Raw genomic sequence first — 22,451 nt, forward strand, 5'->3', positions numbered from 1 at the left:
AGTATATATTTGTTTTTTTATCATTGATGTATTTTAGATCCCTCTAATTTAAGCTTAATTTTTCCTTTTAATTCAGCACCCAATTTTAAAGGCCTGCGTTCCTTGCTATAATAACCGGCGAAGAAGCCATCAGAACCACCTCCATTTAATTCTGCCAGGAGGAACCTTGTTTTATTTCCATCAATCCAGCTTCTCGCACTTTGCGTTCCATCAGAATAAACGGTCAGCTGATCCCCTTTATCATTGCTCAATCCGGCATGATAAATATTCGCTTTGGTACTTCTGAAATCCCGGCTTCCCAGGTCATTTGCATCGGCAGACCAGGGCCCGGCAGGTACTTGTAATGGCGCCTCTACATATTTCTGATGCAGCGGCAAAGCCTGAATATCTCCGGCAGTTCTGGCAATATCATGTTCAGGGTAAACGCTCCAGTAGCCTTTACTCGAATAATTCAGGTGCTGGAAATCTGATGGCAGCTCGAAAGCCAGTCCCCATTGTCTGGGATTGATATTCAGGGTATCAGTCACCTTAAAATCGTATTCAATTTCAATCGTTCCATCTGCCAGAAATTTATAGTTAAAAGCGCCTTTCAGATATTTGTAACTGCCTTCTACTTTAACATTAACCGACTCCTGATCTTTTGAGGCAGTCAGCAAACTCGTTTTCCAATTGCCTTCCGGCTGATATAAAATCGGCTTGATGTTTCGCTGATAGTTGTTTCCTGCAATATGAGGTGCGCCACCATCATCACCGTTCATCGGAACCACCATCATGGCAATTCCTCCAAGAATCTTATGGTCCATCACAAGACCTGTATTTTTATCGAAAGTATATTTTTGTGTACCACGGCTCAACACGATCTGATCGCCGGATTTCTTAAATTTAACGGCAATATTTGATGCTACCGGGACAACCCTTCCTGCAGTCGAAAAAATCATTTGCTCTTCCTGTGTGATGAATCCCCTTGGGTCGGTAAAAGTAATGCCAACGACCTTTGCATCATCAGGTACCTGCAATTCCAAATCTCCAGACGACCTTGCCGGAACATCCAAAGTTGCCGTCTTAGACACCCCATCAACCGTATATTTCAACTGCCCTTCCTTCAAATTGGCAAAGTTGTACCTGTTCTCTACTTTCAGCAACAAGATCCCATTCTTTGGTTTCGCTTCCTTTAAATTACGGATCACAAAAGGTGCATAGGATTTCCTTACAGAAATGAACTCCGGTTTCTCCCTTCTCCAGGCATCAAGAACAGCACCCCAGGGCCCATAACCTACAATCGTACTGTCTGGTTTATGAAAGATATCGTCAATCCCGGCCCAGATGGCACCACCCAGGCAAGCCTGATGCGTATACATTTTATCATACATCTGGTGCAGCATCCTTCCCCAATCCGCACGGACATAAGGATCGGTCACCTCTTCCAATCTGTTATAGGTCTGCACATGGCAGTATTCCCCAAACAACACCGGCCGGTCTGTAAATTTATCCGTTTGCCCGGGTCCACCCAAACCGGGATAATGAATGTTCCTGATATCGGCTTTACTGCCTGCATTGTTAAATCCTCCATAAGTCTGGTCATGGAAAGCGGTAGGACGCAACGGATCGTATTTTTTAACCTCTGCATTTACTTTATCCCATAATGGGCTCCATCTCGATTCATTGGCAATAGACCAGATGATGATCGAAGGATGGTTCCGGTTTCCACGAATATTCTCAAAATTGGCCCTTAGAAAATGAGGCAGGAATTCCGGGTTCAGGTAATTCCACTCTTTCCAGATCGGACTGGCATGATGTTCTATCCAGGTAATCGCTGCTTCGGCCTCGACAAACATTCCTAAAGAATCGCAGGCTGCCAGGAATTCTTCTGAAGGCGGATAATGAGAAGTACGGATATAATTACAATTGGCATTTCTGAACAATTCGGCATCTTTCCGGTTCAGTGCTGCGCTCAGACTTCTGCCCCCAAGCGCACTTACATCATGCCTGTTCGCCCCATGAAGCTTTATAGCTTTGTTGTTGACGAAGAACTGATTTCCCCGGATGTCAATCTGCCTGAAACCCAGTTTCTGTCTGTTCTCCTGCAAGATTTTTCCTTTACTCAGCAAGCGGGTGACTAAAGTATAGAGGTAAGGATGTTCTGTATCCCATTTTTCAGGACGGTTAACTGGGATGCTGAGGATTCCTTTCAGGTCTGTCTTTGGACGGAGCCCTTTCTTTTCCACCAAATTACCATTGATGTTCAGCTCCTTTCCTTCCCTATCCAGCAATATAAATTTCAGCGCAACATCCCCCGCCAGTTTCGATTCATTAAAAACCTGATAGTCGATATGAAGATTGGCATCCTGATAATTTTTATCAAAGGTCACCTGAGGATAGATTTCACCGATGTTCAGTTCCGGCAATGCCGTTAAAGTCACCTTTCTCAGAATGCCACCAACCGTATGTGAGGCATATTGAGAGACACAACCCAACTTATCGGAAACTGTTAAGCTCGCCACCTTTACTTCTATTTGATTCGTCCCCGCCTTTACCGCAGCACTGGCATCCATTTCAAAAATCACAAAACCACCTTCATGCGCGCCCAGGTATTTTCCATTTAACAGGACTTCACAATGTGAACTTACCCCATCAAAACGCAACCTGACCTTTTTACCTTTCCAGTCGGCCGGAAGCTCAAAAGAAGTGGTATAAGATGCCTGCGCTGCAGAATCTACCTGATACCCCTGCATCTCCCACTCTCCGGGAACCTGAATTTTCCCTTGTTGTGTTTTATATTTAAAGTTCCAGGTTCCGTTCAAAGACAAAACCGGAGAACCAATATTTTCTACGCGTGCCGGAACCGGCGATAACCGTTCTGGCTTAAAAGAGATGCTCTTGATCTTTTCTGCCAGTACATCTTTATACACCAATGCCTTTGATCCGGTAGACAAGATCTCCAGGCGGCTAACCGGAACATTTGCGCCGGAAAGGGCAATCAAATCAAATATAAAGGCACCATCCTGATAAGCAGCAGCAGGAATCGTATAGGTTACGGTCAATGCTTTCTGATAAGGCAATGCCACTGAACCGCTCAAGACCTCATTGTCTGCCAAAACTTTGACCTTCCGGTCTTTGGAATCGGAGAGATAAGTGACCCTCAGCTGATACTTGCTTTTGAGGTCAGCAACGGTAAACGGAATCGAGATCCTGCCAGCAAAAAATATTGTTCTTTCTTTTCCCCTGATGGGGAAGACATCAGCAGGAATTTCCTGTTGGGTATAGGTATAAGCCTGACCTATTTTGCTTAACAGGCAATCCCCGCAATCTGCGGCACTATAATTTTGTACTGTTTTATATTCCTGACCGTAGGCCACTCCCATCGTGAACAGCAACACAAATGGAAGACAGCGTAATTGTTTTAACATTGTATTTTAAAGTTAGATTTTTTTCATCTTTTTCCGGTATTCGTATAGACGAATTACATAATCCCATAAGTTTCAAATGCCGCTTTGGCCGACATTCCCTCTTTGATTTTTTGAAAGACCACTTTCTCCCCCCTGGCCTTTTCAAAAGCCAGTCTGAAAATTTCCGTGGAGGCTTCTTTCGGAACAATACAGACCCCATCCCGGTCGCCAATCACATAATCGCCATTCCGGATCAGCACTCCATTCATTTCTATAGACGTTCTGAAGTCGATCACTTTCCCTCTTGGTGCCTGATCTTTCGCATAACTGCCATAAGAAAAAACAGGAAAATTCAGTTCCAGAATCCCATTCGTATCGCGGGAATAACCATTAACCACCGCTCCTGCAGCCCCCAGTTTAATCGCCCTCATGCTCATGAGTTCTCCCCATAAGGCATAAGAAGGAGCCGATCCGGTACAGATGTATACTTCATTGGTTTTCAAATCATCCAAAGCCTCCAGCATCAATCCAAATGGCTTTTGTAAAATGGGATTGTTCCCCTGCTCCGTAGACTCAATGACATCGGCTTCCAATACCGGCATCGCTTTGCCTACAATAACCATATCGTTTCGCAATGGTTGCACCTGAGGCGGTAAAAACTGATTCAGGAAGCCTAATTTGTCCATAATATCACCGATCACCGCAGTAAAAAGTTCTGCTTTTATAGAGGCAATCAGTTCCTCTTCGCTTCCAGGGTTGTGTAATGAGATCATCGGCTATATTTTTTAAGCAAGTTACCTGCTCTTTCCTCCTGTAACTCACCATCAATTGCCCAAGGCTGACACTATATTGTCAATTATTTTGATTTATCAGAATAAAAAAGCAAATTAACCTTATGCAACCACTTTTATTCGAAACCAAAACCGTCTTACAGGAAAGCATCTTTGTAAAGGAGGTGAATGCAAAATGTCTGACCAATCCCTTACATTTTCATAATGAATATGAAATGGTATGGATGACCAAAAGCAATGGACGGAGAATTGTTGGCGACAGTATCGCGAACTTTTCTGAGGGGGACCTGATCATTATGGGGCCAAACCTGCCTCATGTCATGTACAACGACAAAGAGTATTATGAACCGGATAGTGAGCGGGAGGTTAAAGCGATCGTCACTTACTTCCGCCTGGACTGGCTGAATGATAATTTTCTGGCTGCCAATGAGGTGGGCAAATTCAATGATCTTTTAAAAGATATCCAAAGGGGAATCCATATCTATGGGAAATCAAAAAACCAGGTCGTTGCAATTTTGAATGAATTGCTCCTCAGCACAGGATTGAAAAGAATCATTCATTTGCTGAGCATTCTGGACCTGCTATCAGGTACAAAAGAATACAAATGTTTGTCGAGCACCGGTTATACCAACCCTCATAACCAGAAAGACGTTCAGCGCATTGATAAGATTTACAACTATGTGATGAACAATTTCACGCAGAATATCAGTCTGGAGCAAACGGCTGCAATGGCCAATATGACCACGGCCTCATTTTGTAAATACTTTAAAGGAAGAACACAAAAGACCTTTACCCATTTCGTGAATGAAGTCAGGATTGGGTATGCCTGTAAGCTGTTGTACAATGATCACCTGACGATTTCACAAATCTGCTTTCAAAGTGGTTTCAATAACCTGACCAATTTCAACCGGAACTTCAAACGTTTCGTCAAGATCAGCCCTTCAGATTTCAAAAGGAATTTAAAACCCTAACTGAACGAACTATAATTCCATATAGTTATGTTTCAATTAATTTTCCCAAAATAGCGCTGCTTAAATAAATCGGTACATTATATTCGTTTTTTGTTATTTTTAACGACAGATAACCATCAGCTATGAGTGAAGAACCGGAAAACAATTCTTTTGGAATTTTAAGAAGTTTAAAGAAATTAATCTTTGAAGACAGTCCTGAACCACAGGATTCTGGCTCAACTGAGGCTCCGACACCTCCGGTTGCCCCAAATAAACCAGCTGAAACTGTAACGAAGAACCCCCAAACAAATCTAACACAGAACACCTCTGATTTACCGGCAACGGATGTAAAACAGATGAAGCTAAAAGTATTGGAGATTTTGGAAAAGATTAACCAGCCGGGAATTGATTTTTTTGAAGTATGGAACGCAGCAGCAGAAATGGGCAGTGTCAATGCAGGAACCTTAAAGGCCGCATTTACCTCTTTGAAGTATGTGGACAAAACCCTGGACAAAGAAAAGCTGAGCAGAACCGGACAAAACTATGCCACTGAACTAAAGAAAGTAATTGACAAAGAGACCGCCGCGAAACAGGCCGAAAAACAAAGCATTGAGCAAAGTCAGGTAAAAGAGAAAGCAAGCCTTACGGCGGAGGTGCAGCAGATCGAGCAAAGCATCCTGGAACTTCGTGAAAAGCTCAGTGCGAAACAAAAAGACCTGAATGAAATCAACAGCAAATATGAACCCCAACTCCTGGATATCGATAAAAAAATTGCGATTGGCAATACTGCCGTTACCGAAGTCGTAGCCGATATTCAAAACGCCCTTAACATAATAGAAACCAATATAAACTAAAAACTCTCCTATGGAAAACAAAAGTCAATTCGTAAATATACCGGCAGAACTGAAGAGTCAGCTCCCTATATTTCAGGTGCTCGGGGACCATTTACCCTCCCAGCTTCAAACACCGGAAGCCAAGAAAACCATTTCCAGTATCTTCTTCTGGGCCCTTATTTTAGGTGGTGCTTTTGCTTTCTTTAAATTCCTGCCCATCATGCTGGAATATGCGGCAAAAAGCATTCTCCTGGTCATCTTCAGTATCGTTTTAATTGTACTGTTGTTACTGGCACCAAAAATCATTGCACTATTACATCGCCTTGGAACAATCCTCATTTTTAAAGGAGAGAAAGCCATCATTCGCAACAACCCGATCGAAACTTTACAATTGTTGTCTAAAGATGCGAAGGATACCCTGAAGCGCGTAAAAGATAAAATAGCCAATGTAGACGGTGTTCGTATTGACATGATCCAAAGTGGGGAAACCGCACAAAAAACAGCGGAAGAAAAATATACCTATGCCAAACGCTTTACCGTAGAAGCCGCCAATCTGGACGAAAAAGGAAAACAGGAAAGCAGCAACAGCAATACAGAGAAAGCAAATGAATATGCCAGGGATGCGAAAGAAACCCGTACCAAAGCATTTTTATTAGGTAAAGAGGGCGAAGCTGAAGAGCAAAATGCCAGAAGTTATGTGCAGTATGCCAACCAGTTTGCGAAAGTTTTAGAAGTCCTGAAAGACAATGAAAGTGCGGCCAGAATTTATGTAAGCACATTGGACAGCAGCATTTCCATCATCTCCAAAAAACTGGAAGCGACTCAGAAAATGAAGAACGCAACGGAAGGCCTTGCCGAAGTCTTTAACATTAAAGATGGATGGGTATTCCAGGAAGCCATGGATGCGGCAACAGGCGCAATCAGCCAGAACATTGCATCGATCCGTTCCAACCTGGACTTCCTTGACCAGAACAACAACATCACCGTTGGCGGTGCCCCTTCACAAGGTGAGTTGGAAGAGTTCATCAAAAAGGTAGACGAACGCAACCTGAAAATGCTGAACGTAAGCAAAATGGCCGATTCATATTATGACCTGAAACCGGAAGAGAAAGTAGACAAAGGTTTCTCCTTATTAGATTAATCAATAAAACCAAAATACAAACAAGAACATGGAAGAAAAATCAACCTGGGCCAGATTACGTTGGCCGATAAAAGCAATCATTCTGGCCATTCCAATCGTCGGAATCGGTTACTGGGCATTTGAAACTGGTAAATTTGATGGAACAAGCGCTAAATCAGCCACTGCAGATACCACTAGTGTAGCCCCGACAATGGCTGGAACAACGGCCGCTGACGAAAAAAGAACCTTCAATTACAGCCCGGAAAAACCCGTTAACGGTGAATACAAAGGGGTGGTTGAAGTAGGTGCTTCAGGCTTTAACTCTTTTGTGGTCAACATCGACAAAGAGAAACGCTGGGAGATTGTGTCCAAAGATTTCGGCAAGTCTTTCGTCTATGAAGGAATGGCGACTACAGCGGATATCCGTACCGGATTAAAAAACTATATCGGTGCCATGTTTGATAAAGGGGTGAAATCAAAGAACATCCACTTTGTGATCAGCTCAGGTGCACAGAAAGAGCCTAAAACTGCGGCGATCTCTACGGAATTAAAGAAAATGGGTTATGTTGTGAACCTGGTTACTGCAGAGCAGGAAGGTAAATTAGCCTTGAAATGCGTATTGCCGGCTTCTTATTATGACAACTCTTTTGTGGTGGATATCGGTTCCGGGAATACAAAAATCTCCTGGATGGACGGAGATGTTAAATCGGCGGAAGCACCGGGAGCAAAGTATTACGAAAAAGATTTAAAGGATGATGCTGTCTATGCACAGGTAAAAAGCCTGTCGGAAAAGATTCCTGCGAAAAAACGTGAGGTTTGCTTTATCATTGGTGGCGTTCCTTACGAACTGGCGAAACAAAGCCGCAATGGAGAAGAAAGATTTACAGTATTGAACAATCCTGAAAAATATGCCGTTGATAAGATCAAGATCAAAAGTGGTGTAAACATTTATAAAGCGATCAAAGACGCTACCAAATGTGATACTTTCGTATTCGACTGGGATGCGAACTTTACCATTGGATTCTTATTGACTGTTAAATAAAACGATCTGAAGTTTAAAAAATGCAGTAGCCGATCATAGCTACTGCATTTTTTTATGAAAAATAAAAAAGCAAGCCAGCTAAATGAATAGCGACTTGCTTTAAACATGTTTTAAAACTTAGTTTTTTGAAATGATATCAATGATCACCGTTCTGTTGTAAAAGCGTTCTTCAGGCAGGTTGTTATTAAACGGTGCACTTGCGCTATCCTCCCCTGAACCCAGGGTTTCAAACCTCACATCGCTTTTCCCTGCGTTAGCAGATGCACGCTCCAATATGTCCTGTGCTTTCTGGGCACGCTTTTGAGAAAGTTTATTGTTATAATCTTCCGTACCGATGATGTCAGTATAGCCACGAATAGTAACCGTGGAACCGTTACTGACCAAAGGTGCAACCACTTCGGTTAAAAACTGCTCATAAGCCGCTGCAGTATTTGCTTTGTTGAAGTTAAACAAAATACTATACCTGAGTCCGGTTTGAAGTACTTCCTGCTGACTTTGTAAGTTAACTGAACTTTCCTTTTGTATCGCAATGCCTTCTTTTGTTTCACCGAGCATCACTACTTTGTAAACACCCTTCCCGTTAGTACCAAGTATGCTTTTTGCAGCTATACTTTCCTGGTTTTTAGTAAAGGGTCCGAAATGCTGAACCTGTCCCTGCTGATCCGTTAAATCTATAGTATAAGATTTGAGCAGTTCAGTTGCCCGGTCTACATTAAATACCACATGACTGTCCATAGGATCTGTCTGCGTTGTATTGATCTGCACGGGCCGCATCATGCCACCCCCTACTTCCATCATCAATTTATCAGACGTACTCTGAATATCTACCCTGCGATCTCCTGCTCTTAACAATTCCAGTTCCTTAGTGCCACCAGGTTGTTCAGACGGATCAACCGGCTTGGTACGACCATTTATGGCGATTTTTGATGCTGGAATTTCGAATACCGTAGTCAGGTAGTCTTTTATAGCTGCCGCAAATTCCTGTCCTTCCTCAGGACCATTTTTTGAAGCTCCGCTTAAAGTAATGCTGATCTCAGGATTGGCTTTCATACGGGCGCCCACAATATTCAGGATATGATAATAAACCGACAACTGTCTTGCCGAACGTCCCGCCTTATCTGTTGCGACCTCGTTTTGAAGCTGGACTTCTTTAAAATCAACCGCCTGGCTTTTAGAAAGCCGCGTGTAGCGCTCAGGTAAAGCCGCACTTCCTTCATCAAAGAACACATAGTTTAACAATGGCAAAGTTTCACTAACGGCATGTCTGACCAGGATTTCCTTTGGTGCACGTACAGAGAAACTCACCTCCTGCACAGGAACCACCGGAACAGGTTCAGTTACGCGCGCCGCCTTTCTCGCTTTCCCGAATTTTAAGGCCACACCGGCACGTACAGTGCTGACCGACCAGCTTTCGATCTTTCTTACATCTTGTCCGAAGTAAGGATGATACGATACAAAAGGCGAAATGACAAACCTGGTATTGCTTTCCGGAGCAGAAACCGGGATATCGTAGCCCATTCCTACCTGACCGGAAATTAAGGTTTTACGCATCTCCGAGAACTCGGCATCGGTATTGGGTTGTTTAAGCTGGGTGTAGTTAAAATCCTTCTGCAGGTTCATGGCCAAACGCGGACCGGCGAAGAGGTAGAAATTACCACCGCCCGGACTAAATTTAAGCGAGGGCTCTACCGTCAGGTAACTGACATTGGTTTTGAGGTCCGCCGGACAATTACATGGGGCAATTACCTCATCAAACTTTCCTCCACGACCATCATACCCTACATTAAGGGCAATCCCCCATACGCTGCTGGGCTGGTATTCGGCCAGTACAGACCCGAAGGGCCGGATTCCCTTTCCTTTATGAAACGCTGCAGGAACAATGAGCGAGTTGCTCAGCCTTTGGGTGGTTCCACCAAAGAAATTACCATTTGCTGCTCCCGACACGCCGAATGACCATAGCGGTTTTTCAGTTTGCGCGCCTGCATTTGTTGTGGCGACGAAAAATATTGCCAATGAACAAATGAGGACTTTATTTAAGTTTTTATATATGGATAACATAACTGATTTTTTAATTTGTTTGTATGACTAGGGTTGAATAACAGTACTGGCGTTTAAGGTAACAGCAGTTTGTGCCAGTAACCTGCCCGTAACTTTTGCTCCTGTGTTTAAAGAGATCAGTGTTTTGCTCAGAATGATCCCGCTAAAATCAGTATTGGACCCAAGCGTAGCCTGGCCGGTAACCACCCAGAATATATTCTTGGCCTGTGCACCGCCTAACAAAGTGATATTTGCTCCGTTGTTAACGGTAAGGCCCTGCGCGATCTGGAATACCCAGGTATCATTAGGCCCACCTGTTAGCGTGACACCTGCATTTGAGATCAAGACACCGGTAGACCATTTATAAAGCCCTGCAGTGAGTATCCTGCCGCTGATATTTCCGGCATATAAGTCTACAATAGGTGCCGGGGTAACTAAACCATTAGCCGTTGTAAATGCGGTTTCCATATCGCTCACCGCTGTGGTCATATTGGCAGGAGTTGGAGCAGCATAATCGGATGCATATACTTTTCCGGTTACAATTGGCGTATGAGCGGATTGACCATTGGTATCCATGATTAACCCAAAACCTGTAATGGCCGTTGCAGCTGCCGGGCTTACCCCTATATTACCGGTAACTGAAGTAATACCAGTGGTAGATATCCCTGATTTTGTCAATATTCCAAAATCGCCTGCACCACCCAGGTTGATCACGCCTGGCCCTATGCCCACTATCGGAATTGCGACAAAAGTAGCGGTGATTTTTTTATTTGAAGTCATGCTGATGTTCAATGGATTCGTAAGACCTGCAGCATCTCCACTCCAGCCTGTAAACAAATAACCTGCATTGGGAACAGCCGTAAGCTTAACCACTGCGCCGTAGTTATAGCCGGCCAGATCAGGCGTTTTTGTAACTATGCCATTAACCGCCGTAACAGTTAAAGTATAGGTACTTAAGGTAAAGTTTGCCACAAACGCCCTGTTACCTGTTAAAGCAAAAGTATAACTTGAACTCGTCGACACCGGCAACCCGGTGGCTTTATCCGTCCAGTTGGTAAAGGTATAACCTGGATTTACAGCAGAGGTAATGGTAACCGAAGTTCCTGAAGAATAAGATCCTTCGCCGTTGGTGCTACCGCCTGCAACAGGGTTGGAGGTTAAAGTTACTGCAAACTGAGTAGCCGGGATGGCACGGTAATTGGCAATCAGCGTCCTGTTTCCAATGATCGTGAACTGATAACTTGGGCTTGCAGATACGGCGTTGCCATTTTCTGTCCAGTTTACAAAAGTATATCCTGCATTGGCAGCTGCAACAACGGTTACAGAGGTACCGATCACATAGGCACCGGAGCCGGTAGTTGTACCACCAGCAGCAGGGTTGGATGATAGGTTGACCGCAAAGTTACCCGGAGGGATCACTGTAAAGTTTGCAATTAAATTCCTGTTGCCTGCAATGGTAAACTGGTAACTCGAACTGGTGGAAACTACTTTGCCATTATCTGTCCAGCTGGTAAAGGTATAACCTGTATTAGGTACCGCAGTAACCGCGACAGAAGAGTTCAGTGCAAATGTACCTGCTCCGGAAACCACACCGCCAATAGCCGGGCTGGCCGTTAGGTTCACTGCAGGAATCGTTGTAAAGCTCCACAGATAGTCGGCCACCATAGCAGTATGAAATACATCCCTGGCACCTGTAGTGACGGTACCTGAGTATAATACAAATGGGCTAAGCGGTACATCAGGTGTAAAAGTGAATACTTTGAAATCCGCTGTTGGCGAAATCTTACCGGTAATAGCTGTTGCGCCCTGCTTTATCGCAAATGTCTGACTGTTTATAGTAGTAGAATCCATATCCGTATTAAAGGTGATGGAAATCACTTTGTTCAAAGGGACATCAACAGCCTTGTCCATAGGGTCAGTTGCCACAACAACCGGACATACCCCAATAACTTCATCTTTGAAATCATCCTTTTTACACGCACCAATAAAGGTGAGCAGCATTAAAGCACCAAAAAAAAGCATTTGATACATTTTTGGGTAGCGCGGGAGTTTGCGCACGGAATTGCCCCCCTGGATTTGAGTAAAGTTATTTTTCATAATTATCTGATAAACTTGGATAAGAGCCTTCCAACCGGGCTGGGTAATTTAAACAACAGGAGGAAATGATTAGTCTCCAAGTACAACCACACCTGCAAAGGAAATGCCTGTAATTTTTCTGAAATAACTAATTTCGTCTACTTTCAATAAACCCGCTAACAATAAGAAATAACGTTACGCAGCTACTGCACTAATCCAATTAACGGTCTCGCAGAGAGATTAAATTAGCCAATGAAACATTTTATCAATTAATAATAATAACAGTAAATTAGAAACAAATAATTTAATGATCTGTTTATAGGACTATATATGTAAGAATACAACTAAACTTTCAATTCCATTCTGACAAAATGATCAATACCTCGCTATGTACTAAGTGGTTAGTAAAAGACAATCCACAAATCCAGGGGAAAGAATATCTTCGTACAGCGTCAGAAGGGCGTCCCAAAAGTAAGGACACCCACTGTTTTCGAAACGTGGTGTTTTTCCTGTTTCGTTATAACACCTCGTCAATCATTCCAAATGCTTTAGCCTCTGGAGCGGTCATCCAATAATCCCGGCTGGCCGCTTCATTGATGCGCTCGTATTCCTGTCCGCTATGACTGGCGATGATCTGATACAATTCTTTTTGAATTTTAAGGATCTCCCTCACGCTGATGTCCATGTCGGTGGCCGTTCCCTGCGTTCCACCGGAAGCCTGATGGATCATTACCCTGGAATGTTTTAAAGCAGAGCGTTTTCCCGGCGTACCAGCGCATAACAAGACCGAACCAAAGGAAAGAGCTATCCCGGTACAGATCGTGGCTACATCGGGCGAAATCAGCTGCATGGTGTCATAAATCCCCAGTCCGGCATACACTGCTCCTCCCGGACAATTGACATACAACTGAATGTCTTTCTCCGCATCCACAGATTGCAGGAAAAGCAATTGTGCCTGTACCACGTTCGCGTTCCTGTCGTCAACCGGTTCTCCCATAAAAATAATCCGGTCCATCATCAGTCTGGAAAACACATCCATCTGGGCCACATTTAATTGTCGTTCTTCGGTGATATAAGGCGTCATCGCCATTGGGCGCATCGCAGTGGACGCTCCGGAAATATAATTTTCCATATAGTTGCTATTGATCCGGTGGTGTTTCACCGCATACTGAAAGAATTCATTCTTGTTCATATTCATGGTTTTAAAGGATTAAATTTTAGACATGGCGATGCCCATCCCCTATTCGGGGAAATGATCAATGGTTTTGAAAATTTGGATTATTTACGGAAGAGTTTCCTGATCTTCTGCCGGAAAGACTGATGTTCAGGAGCACTGAACAACTTTTCATGGACCTTGGCAATTTCCGACCTCAGCTGCTGTCGCCCATATTGCTGAATCATGCCATAGGTTCTTTCCTGCCAGTAGACACTATCCTTCAGTTCAGGTTGTAAAATCAGCCTGGCTTCGAACAGGACCTGATCTGCCGGCTCCACATTCGCCTTCAGATAATCCTCGATTAAACGGAGCTCATTCCAGGATGTCTTCATACCTGAGGGATTTTTCTTTTACCGTTTCTTTAACTTTTTCCAGGCATTTAAACTTCTGGACCGTGGCCGAGCGTGGACTGGAAAAGCCAAAGCGTTCTGCCATTTCTTTCATGTCCATTCGCTCATAATAAAATGCGCTAAGCAGCTCCATACATTTTTGTCCGGCGGTTTGCAGCAACCTCAACAACCTGGGGGCAGAGACTTCTTCGTAGCCAGGGTCGCTCAGGTTCAGGCTTTCATCAAAGCCGGCCCCAAACTGGTCCAGGGGAACCTGATTGTTATTTTCCTGATAGCGCTTATTCCAAAGAAATCTCGCGATCCCAAAAAGATATGATTTTTCAGTATACTGAAGGGCGACATCCCCAGACTGTATTTTTTCATAGTAGATCACCAGTGCATCCTGAAACAGGTCTTTGGCTTCCTCAAAGGAACCACCCATCCTGCTGATGTACCTGGCCACCAAAGGAAAAGCATTCTGATACAGCGCGATTAACCGCTGCTCCCGAACTTCCGCTTGTTTTTTTATCATAGGTGTTGTCGTCATAGCCATGAAGCTTTTTATAGTATGTGCCCCTTTTTAACCAAATATCACCCGAATCCGAAGATTATTTTTCAGGACCTGAGTTTAACCATGAATGGCTTCCTTGTTTCCGAAGCTCTGAATCAGCTCTCCTTCAAATTCCAGCCACTCTTTCCATCTTTTATCTACATCAACATCAATCGTGTATTTACGTGCAAAATTTAAGAAAGTAGTATAATGTCCTGCTTCTGAAACCATCAGGTCATGATAGAATTTAGCCAGTTCCGGATCTTTGATGTTTTGCGACAATACCCGGAAACGTTCACAGCTCCTCGCTTCAATCATCGCAGCAAACAAAAGACGGTCGATAAAAGAATTGTTCCGGCTTCCATCCTTACGGCTAAACTTCACCAGGCGGCCAACGTAATCGTCTTTTCGTTCCCGGCCCAGGGTATAACCTCTTTTATTGATGATCTCGATCACCATTTGGAAATGCTGCATCTCTTCAATGGCAATGGCGGTCAGTTCCTCTACCAGATCCATGTGCTCGGAATTATTGGTAATCAACGTAATGGCATTGGTCGCCGCCTTCTGCTCGCACCAGGCATGGTCGGTTAAGATTTCTTCCAAATTCGATTCCGCAATATTCGCCCAACGGGGGTCTGTCAATAATTTTAGTCCTAACATCCTGGTATAAATAAATTCTTCTTTCCAAAATTAGGAATAATCATAGTCTTTGCATTAAAAACATCTATTTTGCATCAATTTTAGAGAAATGAATGAAAATCGCATATTGATCATTGGGCTGGTCTGGCCGGAGCCAGGCTCATCGGCAGCAGGCACAAGAATGATTCAACTGGTTCATTTGTTCCTTTCTAAGGGATATGAGGTTGTTTTTGCTTCTGCGGCTTCCAAATCTGAATTCAGCTTTAATTTACAGGAGATTGGGGTATCGGAACGTGGGATTACCCTGAATGATCCCGGTTTCAACCTGTTTATGAGGGAAATCAATCCTGGAATGGTGCTCTTCGATCGTTTCATTATGGAAGAGCAATATGGATGGAGAGTGCAGGAAGAGTGTCCGGACGCGATGCGTATACTGGACACGGAAGACCTTCACTGCTTACGGCATGCGCGGCAGCAAGCCTTAAAAAAATACCAGGCTTTTAATGAGGCAGACTTGTTTAGTGATATGGCAAAGCGGGAAATTGCGGCCATCCTGAGGTGTGATTTATCCTTGATCATCTCTGAAGTAGAAATGAAAATTCTACAGGAACAATTTCATCTTGATACTGCATTGATTTACTATTTACCCTTTTTAGAAGAAGAACTCGCAGAAACAGACCTCCGGAACTGGAAGCGCTTTGAGGAACGCGAAGGGTTTGTCTTTATCGGAAATTTCTTACACGAGCCCAACTGGCATACCCTACAGGTCTTAAAGACAAAAGTTTGGCCGGTACTCCGACAGAAAATACCTGCTGCGAGCCTTCATATTTATGGCGCTTATGCCACACAGAAGGTGATGCAATTGCACAATGAGAAAGAGCGGTTCCTCATTCATGGACGTGCAGAAGATGCGAGAAAAAGTATTTCAAATCATAGGATATTACTGGCACCCATCCAGTTTGGAGCAGGTGTCAAAGGGAAGTTCATAGATGCCATGCAGGTAGGGACACCTGCGGTAACTACGACTGTCGGAGCCGAAGCCATGAGCGGAGGCATGGATTGGAATGGGGAGATCGCAGATGATCTGGATCAGTTTAGCAATCAGGCTGCTGCTTTATATCAAGATAAAAACCGATGGCAGCAAGCACAACAAAATGGGGTCCTGATCATTAATGAGCGTTATGGAAAATCAAGGTTCATGGATTCATTTATGACGGCTATACAGGCGTTATCCGCGGATTTAGCCGCGCACCGCCGCCGAAATTTCTTTGGGCAGATCCTGCAGTACCATACCGCAAACAGCACCAAATATATGTCATTGTGGATTACAGAAAAAAAAAGGCCCTAGTGATTCACAAAGGGCCTTTACGTACTAATTTTTTATAATCCTCGAGTAGGGCAATATATTTTTCCATCCAATAGTAAACGGAATCCGGTGGACTGAAGCGATGTTCAGCACCTAAAACCATCAAATCATCTTTAGGCATAAACTGTCTGAATTCATCCTCAAAATCATTCGAAAAATCGTAATCTATCACTTTCCCTATCTCACAAATTACGTCAGCATGTAATTTTTTTTGCCTGAACCAATTGTACAAGGTCCTCCTGTTTACATGTAAGCGCCTCGATAATTCACTAATGTTCACATTCTTGCGCCGAACGGCAAGTTCAACGATTTCACCAGCATTAAGTTCCATAGTCTTTGTAATTATTACATCATAAAACAATTTTTAGGTTAAACAATTGGGATGCGTTTAAACAAAAAAAGGAAGAAGCAATTCTGGAGGGTTTGAGCGCAGAGATAAATCTAGTTGGAGCGGCTGTAATAGTTCAATATCAGTTTCAACAAAATAATACATATTTCAGTATAAATTTGCAGAATCTTACAATCAAATATATCTTAAAAAAAAGTATTGTAAGAACCTACTGATGGTCAAAAATCTATTATTCATGTTCAAATCCTCAATAAGTGGTTACAAAAAGGATCATCCCTCCCACTTCCCCCACATCATCATACCAGGGATTCACCGTGCTTTTCAATAAAGTTCCATCAATATAAAAATCATAATCTCCTGCCAGCGTATCTATTTCTCCTTTTAAAACCCTTCGTTTTAAAAGGTCCAGATCTGTACCCTTTCCTGGAAAAAGGTCAAAGAAGTTTTTACCAATCAAATCAACATCAGGTAAACTACAGACACTGAGTAATTGTTTCGAAACCAATAAATAATTCATGTTTTTATCTAACATCGCCACCGGTAAAGGAAATTGAGAGATCAGGATATGGTTTCTTTCGGTCAGGTCATCATTCGCTTTTTCATGATTGTTTTTCTCCTCCTTATTGCGCAAATACCGGTTGTAACACAAAGTATAATTGGCGGGGTTGGAGAAGCCCAGCATAAATGCCATTTGTTTCTTACTGCAACCTGTGCTGCGAATATATTCTTCTGCAAATTCCATCTGTAATCTTCTGAAATAGAGGTATGGGCTCGTCTGGAACGTACTTTTAAAATCACGCATCAATTTAGAAATAGAAATATGATACAGTGCCGCCAGATTTTCTACAGCAGGGAATCCGGAAAGGATCACCGTACCAAGATACTCGGCGATTTGATTACTTTGATTATTACTCCCCATGATGTTCAGATGTTATTTTTTTCAGCACACGATTTGACATGAACAAAACTTATTCAGACGCTGCTCATGAATAAAAAACGTAGCGCTTAGACTCCAACATCAAAATCATGAGCTACAATCGCAGGGCGAAGGTATTCCTCCCTGATATAAGTATGCTTACCGTTAAGGCTGCGACCTGAGAATTCCCCCAACGATAGCCGCAGCCTGATTCCAAAAGCCCCCAGACCTCCAGAATACTCCTTAAAAAACGCCCCCATTTTTTATTTTATATTTATATATTTTTCATACACTATTTCAAATCCAGCTATGTTTTTTGACAACATCCAGGAATAATCAAATCTTAAGATAACAAAAAAATTACAAAACGATCAAATATCTGGTTCCACACGCACATTCATCAAAGTACTTTCCACCTCTTTCAACACTTCCATACCCTGATAATCTGCATTACTACTCACATACTCAGGGATAATTTCCTGCATTTTCCAAACCGTCTGCTGGTTATCATTCAATTGGCTCAGCGCCAGCAGCTCGTTGATTTTTCTCTCTATATATTCATAAGGATAATCAATCACCGTTGATATCTTTATTTTTTCATGGTAAGTGGGGATCACTTTCTCTGTTTTATTCAACAGTTCCTCATACAATTTTTCCCCCGCCCTCAGTCCCACAAAACAAATTTTTATATCGGTATACGGCAAAAACCCAGCTAACTTTATCATATTTATTGCCAGATTCAGAATTTTAACCGGTTCACCCATATCGAAAATATAGATCTCCCCACCATTCCCCATAACAGAAGCTTCTAAAACCAATTGTACTGCTTCGGGAATGGTCATAAAATACCTGGTCACCTCAGGATCAGTAACCGTCACCGGCCCCCCCATTTCAATTTGAGCCCTAAATCGTGGAACAACTGACCCATTTGACCCCAGTACATTCCCAAACCGGGTCGTAATAAACCGCGTTTGATGCAAACGTTCTTCCTGGTAATTCTGGAGCGACTGAATGTACATTTCTGCAATTCTTTTGGATGCACCCATGACATTCGTTGGCTTCACGGCTTTATCCGTAGAAATCATAATGAACTTTTCAACCTGATACTCAACAGCCAGATCTGCCAGGTTTTTTGTCCCCAAAACATTGGTCAAAATCGCCTCTGAAGGGTTATGTTCCATCATTGGGACGTGTTTTAGTGCAGCAGCATGAAAGATAACCTCCGGCCTGCAGGTCTCAAACATATGTTTCAGCCGGCCGTAATTCTGAATGTTGATGATCATAAATTTACAGGAACTACCGGGAAAACGATCCTCAATTTCCAGCTGCATTTCATGAAGCGGGCTCTCTGCCTGGTCACATAAAATCAGCTGTTCGGGATGACATTTCAGGATCTGCCGTATAATTTCAGATCCAATGGAACCGGCGGCCCCGGTCACGAGCACTCTTTTACCACAAAGCCCGGCAATTACATTTGCACCATCCATATGAATGGGTTCACGCTGCAGCAAATCCTCGATCTTCAAATCCGGAAGCTGACTGAGCTTTAATTTCCCTTTTAACCAGTGGTTAGAGGCGGGAACAGAAATCACCCTTATCCCACATTCCATACATTTTTCTATCGCCAGTTTCCGCCCTTCTATGTCTTTACAATCCTCCATCACAATCATTTTCTCTACCCCGTACTTTTTCTTCAGTTCAGGAATCCTCCAGGAACCATAGACCTTTTTTTGCTCCAGATGTTTGTGGATCAGGTCCGCATGGTCAGCCACAAAGCCCAGCACTTCAAAATTCTTTTCTGAAGCCGCATCAAGCCCCTGTTTAATGAGCAGAGAAGAACGGTCTACCCCATATATCAACAAGACTTCTTTAGCCACAATCCGCAGGTCTTTGAGGTAATGAAAAAGTTGTTTTACGCTGATCCTAAGCGCAATCAGAACCGAGGCAGAAATGAAAAAGTTAATGACCAGCGTGGAAAGAAACCGCTGACTGTCAAAATCAAAATACGGCTTTAAAACTAGATAACTGACCAGTATAAAAAAAATACTGGTTAACAGTACGGCCTTAAATACACGGAAAATATCTTCTACACTGGAATACCTGATGATCCCGGTATGAATTCTCATCATGACAAATGCCAGCACAGAAATGAGGTGATATAAGCACAGGTAGCGCAATTCATGGTGGTCAAATACATCCCTATAATTTCCCTTTTCCAGAATGACCAGAGACAGCACAAAGGAAACACTTACGATGACCTGATCAATTAATAAAATAATCCACCTGGAGTATACTTTTTCGCAAAATAGAATCTTTTTCATCGGTACATATTTAGTGTTAAACAGCCCTATACCTTATGCGCCTGCAAGCGGTATAGCGGAAAAAAATCAACTTCGGTTTGAGGCTCAATCTCCTGCTGAAGTATCAATGCGGTGTAAGCCTCCTGGTCGGCCACAAAACGCCAGGTTTGGTAGTCAAATGTCAGGCTGGAAAAATTGGTCTTCCACAGAAATAAAGAATCTTCTTTAAACCCGAGTCCGCCGCCTAAATTATAATATCTTGCCCCCAGCTTCCGGCCGAGAATGGTGATCTCTTCTGTTAACAGTTTTGCCGGAGAATCGGCGAGATAAGCAGCTCTTGTGCCTAATAAATGTGCCTGCATGATTCCGTTTGTCAAGACTATAACGGCACCGCAGACCGGATAATCATCCTTATCATACACAAAGATCAGCCGGGCATCAAATTCATCTGTATGAAGCAAGAGTTTGAAATAGGCTTCATCAAAATAATACGTTTCTGAAGCATCTACCCGAAGCATATTTAAGGTGTATATCGAGACGAAATTTCGGATGTCTTCGTCGGTATTGGCCTCCTTTACATAATATCCCTTTTCCCTTAGTTTCCTGATCTTCCTCATTACTCCTCCATGATAGTTCTGCTGCTGTACTTCCAAAGAAAGACTGAGGTCAAACACCACCACCTTTCCATTGTCGGCCAGGCCTCCAAAACATTCCACCAATGCCGACTGGTCAAGAAAAGGATTTAACCTTGAAAAGACGGTTACGACCTGTTCCTCCTTTAGAAAATCCAAAAAAGAACGCTTAAAACCTGCGATAAATTCAGCAGTTAAATTCTTAAAATCCCGGTTCGAAATCGGACCGCAATACCCATAAACAGAACTCATATCATGGTATGCAGCATCCGGTATATTTCTTTTTATCAACGGAATGCCTATAAAATCAGCCCCCTCTTCATAGACGAACAGGACTGCCTTTCCGGCACTGTTGTCCAATGAATGATACGTCCAGGAATGGTAGAAATCATATTTTAAAGCCTGCTTAACCAAACTTTTCCATTTCGCTTCCTCCGCCAGAGTAATGGTATAAGAGCTCCCCTCCGCTGCCGGCTTATCCTCATTTCTGTGCAATTCCATCCGGATAAACCCCTCTTCATGCCCAGTCTCTTTAAAACCCAGTTTCTTGTAAATGGCAACTGCGCCGGAGTTTTCCGGGTTTACATCCAGCAGGATCTTATCCAGATGAAGGGTATTAAAGCCATAGTCAAGGATCAATGACGTCGCCTGACTGCCAATTCCCTTTCCCCAGCAGTCCATTTCCGCAATAAAAAGGTGAAATTCGGCCACTCCATCTGCGATATTGATCAGCTGAACATTGCCAATATACCTTTCTGTGTCAGTCAGGCAAATCGCAAATCTTTTCTGATCCTCCCGCAGCAGGATCTCACTTAACCATTTGGTCTCCATCTCCGCAGTAATTGGAGCGCTGGGCCTGAAAGGAGTAAATTTCCATACCTCCGGATTGTTCCGCCATTGGAACGAGGTCATCGCGTCGGCTATGACCAGAGGTCTTAAAAAGACGGGTGCTTTCATAATACAGTTTTTAATACGTTTAGGATTCGCTTCATATCTGCGTGGGTATAACGATGGTCTATGGGCAATGCAATCAGATGGCTGGTCAGGTAATGCTCATACATCATTTTTGTGGTCCATTCCAGGACGTTTGGCCAATAAGTAGCGACATAGATGTGTTTATCCAGTAATTTTTTTTTGAGGCTCAGGGAGGAAGTCAGCAGTGGGTATACCATTGGTCCATTAATCAGCGAGGCATCAAAAGCATAATCATTGTGCGCCTCCAGAAAATCATGGAGGTACATAAAATTGGAATTCCGCCGGTATCTGCAAACTTTATAATCTATGCCAGACAAGATTTTCTGCGATAAGGAAGACATCCTTCTCATCGGATTGTTTGACAGCAGCACATTATTATTGACAAAATCTTCATATCCCATTTCGATTCCGAGATCAATGCTCTTGATCAGATGAGAAAACCTTTCAAAAGAAACATCTTTCTCCATCTTCAGGCGCAGCGGGCTATTCGTTTGGAGATAGGCACCATCCGGAACACCGAAAAACTTTCTGCAGGAATAAAAAGTATCCGGGCCCTCCAGTGGTGCTGCGAAAAAGGCCTGAGAATTGTCGATGATCAGGTTTTGAAACACAGCGCTCAACCGACCCACCGTTTCCTGTTTCAGGCCAAAGTAATTCGTATACAACAGACATTCCTCAGGACCAACCTCAAAATCCAGTACCGGATCCATATGCTCATCAATGGTATAATACTGAAATGGAATGCCCAGCCTTTTAAGTGGTTCCAGCATGACCTCACAGGTATAATAAGGGACATGAACCAATCGGTACCGCTTTACCTTTAAGATATATTCAAAGGCATTTCTGCCCGTATTTAATTTTAACAGGGAAGGATAAAATTCTTCTCCTCTGGACAGTTGCAGCTCCAAATATCCGCCAAGTGATCTCATTTTATGCAGTTTGAT

The 22,451-nt window shown here is 43.2% G+C and carries 18 protein-coding genes; 5 read left to right on the forward strand and 13 right to left on the reverse strand.

Translation table 11 applies throughout. The annotated features are described in order from the left end of the window. Positions 1-20 precede the first annotated feature (20 nt). Both AAFF35_RS20905 and AAFF35_RS20910 read right to left on the reverse strand, forming a co-directional pair. Positions 21-3,407 carry a glycoside hydrolase family 2 TIM barrel-domain containing protein gene (locus AAFF35_RS20905; protein WP_342328476.1) on the reverse strand — a complete coding sequence of 1,129 codons (3,387 nt, stop codon included), beginning with the start codon at positions 3,405-3,407 and terminating at the stop codon, positions 21-23. Between the two features lie 53 nt (positions 3,408-3,460). Beyond that, positions 3,461-4,159, reverse strand: coding sequence for an RraA family protein (locus tag AAFF35_RS20910; RefSeq protein WP_342328477.1), 699 nt, complete (start codon positions 4,157-4,159; stop codon positions 3,461-3,463). Positions 4,160-4,281: 122 nt separating this feature from the next. On the opposite strand from AAFF35_RS20910, the gene AAFF35_RS20915 reads away from it, so the two are divergent. From AAFF35_RS20915 to AAFF35_RS20930, 4 genes are all read left to right on the forward strand, one after another. Continuing rightward, positions 4,282-5,148, forward strand: a complete 867-nt coding sequence (locus AAFF35_RS20915; protein WP_342328478.1) for an AraC family transcriptional regulator — start codon at positions 4,282-4,284, stop codon at positions 5,146-5,148. A 122-nt stretch (positions 5,149-5,270) separates the two neighbouring features. Continuing rightward, positions 5,271-5,981, forward strand: coding sequence for a hypothetical protein (locus AAFF35_RS20920; RefSeq protein WP_342328479.1), 711 nt, complete (start codon positions 5,271-5,273; stop codon positions 5,979-5,981). A 10-nt stretch (positions 5,982-5,991) separates the two neighbouring features. Then, positions 5,992-7,101 (forward strand): hypothetical protein, encoded by a 1,110-nt coding sequence (locus tag AAFF35_RS20925; RefSeq protein ID WP_342328480.1) that lies wholly within the window; start codon positions 5,992-5,994, stop codon positions 7,099-7,101. Positions 7,102-7,129: 28 nt separating this feature from the next. After that, the gene (locus AAFF35_RS20930) at positions 7,130-8,122 is read left to right on the forward strand and encodes a hypothetical protein (RefSeq protein WP_342328481.1); all 993 of its coding nucleotides are present in this window, start codon (positions 7,130-7,132) and stop codon (positions 8,120-8,122) included. A gap of 117 nt (positions 8,123-8,239) precedes the next feature. Here the strand turns inward: AAFF35_RS20930 and AAFF35_RS20935 are convergent, their stop codons facing one another. The 6 genes from AAFF35_RS20935 to AAFF35_RS20960 form a co-directional block, all read right to left on the reverse strand. Next, on the reverse strand, positions 8,240-10,180 hold the full coding sequence (locus tag AAFF35_RS20935) for an OmpA family protein (RefSeq protein WP_342328482.1): 1,941 nt from the start codon (positions 10,178-10,180) through the stop codon (positions 8,240-8,242). 27 nt (positions 10,181-10,207) lie between these two features. Continuing rightward, on the reverse strand, positions 10,208-12,256 hold the full coding sequence (locus AAFF35_RS20940) for an ice-binding family protein (RefSeq protein WP_342328483.1): 2,049 nt from the start codon (positions 12,254-12,256) through the stop codon (positions 10,208-10,210). Between the two features lie 496 nt (positions 12,257-12,752). Continuing rightward, positions 12,753-13,433, reverse strand: a complete 681-nt coding sequence (locus tag AAFF35_RS20945; RefSeq protein WP_342328484.1) for an ATP-dependent Clp protease proteolytic subunit — start codon at positions 13,431-13,433, stop codon at positions 12,753-12,755. 80 nt (positions 13,434-13,513) lie between these two features. Beyond that, positions 13,514-13,783 carry a hypothetical protein gene (locus AAFF35_RS20950; RefSeq protein WP_342328485.1) on the reverse strand — a complete coding sequence of 90 codons (270 nt, stop codon included), beginning with the start codon at positions 13,781-13,783 and terminating at the stop codon, positions 13,514-13,516. Continuing rightward, complete coding sequence (locus AAFF35_RS20955; RefSeq protein WP_342328486.1) at positions 13,764-14,327, reverse strand: sigma-70 family RNA polymerase sigma factor; 564 nt, start codon at positions 14,325-14,327, stop codon at positions 13,764-13,766. The genes AAFF35_RS20950 and AAFF35_RS20955 overlap by 20 nt, the downstream gene beginning before the upstream one ends. 81 nt (positions 14,328-14,408) lie before the next feature. After that, positions 14,409-14,990 (reverse strand): tRNA-(ms[2]io[6]A)-hydroxylase, encoded by a 582-nt coding sequence (locus AAFF35_RS20960; protein WP_074605855.1) that lies wholly within the window; start codon positions 14,988-14,990, stop codon positions 14,409-14,411. Positions 14,991-15,078: 88 nt separating this feature from the next. On the opposite strand from AAFF35_RS20960, the gene AAFF35_RS20965 reads away from it, so the two are divergent. Next, positions 15,079-16,317, forward strand: a complete 1,239-nt coding sequence (locus tag AAFF35_RS20965) for a glycosyltransferase (protein ID WP_342328487.1) — start codon at positions 15,079-15,081, stop codon at positions 16,315-16,317. 4 nt (positions 16,318-16,321) lie between these two features. Here the strand turns inward: AAFF35_RS20965 and AAFF35_RS20970 are convergent, their stop codons facing one another. From AAFF35_RS20970 to AAFF35_RS20990, 5 genes are all read right to left on the reverse strand, one after another. Then, the gene (locus AAFF35_RS20970) at positions 16,322-16,666 is read right to left on the reverse strand and encodes a hypothetical protein (protein ID WP_342328488.1); all 345 of its coding nucleotides are present in this window, start codon (positions 16,664-16,666) and stop codon (positions 16,322-16,324) included. 265 nt (positions 16,667-16,931) lie between these two features. Further along, entirely contained in the window at positions 16,932-17,603 is a 672-nt protein-coding gene (locus AAFF35_RS20975; RefSeq protein WP_342328489.1) for a helix-turn-helix domain-containing protein, read from the reverse strand. Positions 17,604-17,971: 368 nt separating this feature from the next. Then, on the reverse strand, positions 17,972-19,921 hold the full coding sequence (locus AAFF35_RS20980) for a nucleoside-diphosphate sugar epimerase/dehydratase (RefSeq protein ID WP_342328491.1): 1,950 nt from the start codon (positions 19,919-19,921) through the stop codon (positions 17,972-17,974). Positions 19,922-19,947: 26 nt separating this feature from the next. Further along, positions 19,948-21,489, reverse strand: a complete 1,542-nt coding sequence (locus AAFF35_RS20985; RefSeq protein WP_342328492.1) for a GNAT family N-acetyltransferase — start codon at positions 21,487-21,489, stop codon at positions 19,948-19,950. Continuing rightward, positions 21,486-22,436: a hypothetical protein gene (locus tag AAFF35_RS20990; RefSeq protein WP_342328493.1), complete on the reverse strand. Its 951-nt coding sequence runs from the start codon at positions 22,434-22,436 to the stop codon at positions 21,486-21,488. The genes AAFF35_RS20985 and AAFF35_RS20990 overlap by 4 nt, the downstream gene beginning before the upstream one ends. Positions 22,437-22,451 lie beyond the last annotated feature (15 nt).

This window comes from Pedobacter sp. FW305-3-2-15-E-R2A2, from assembly GCF_038446955.1.
GTDB lineage: Bacteria > Bacteroidota > Bacteroidia > Sphingobacteriales > Sphingobacteriaceae > Pedobacter.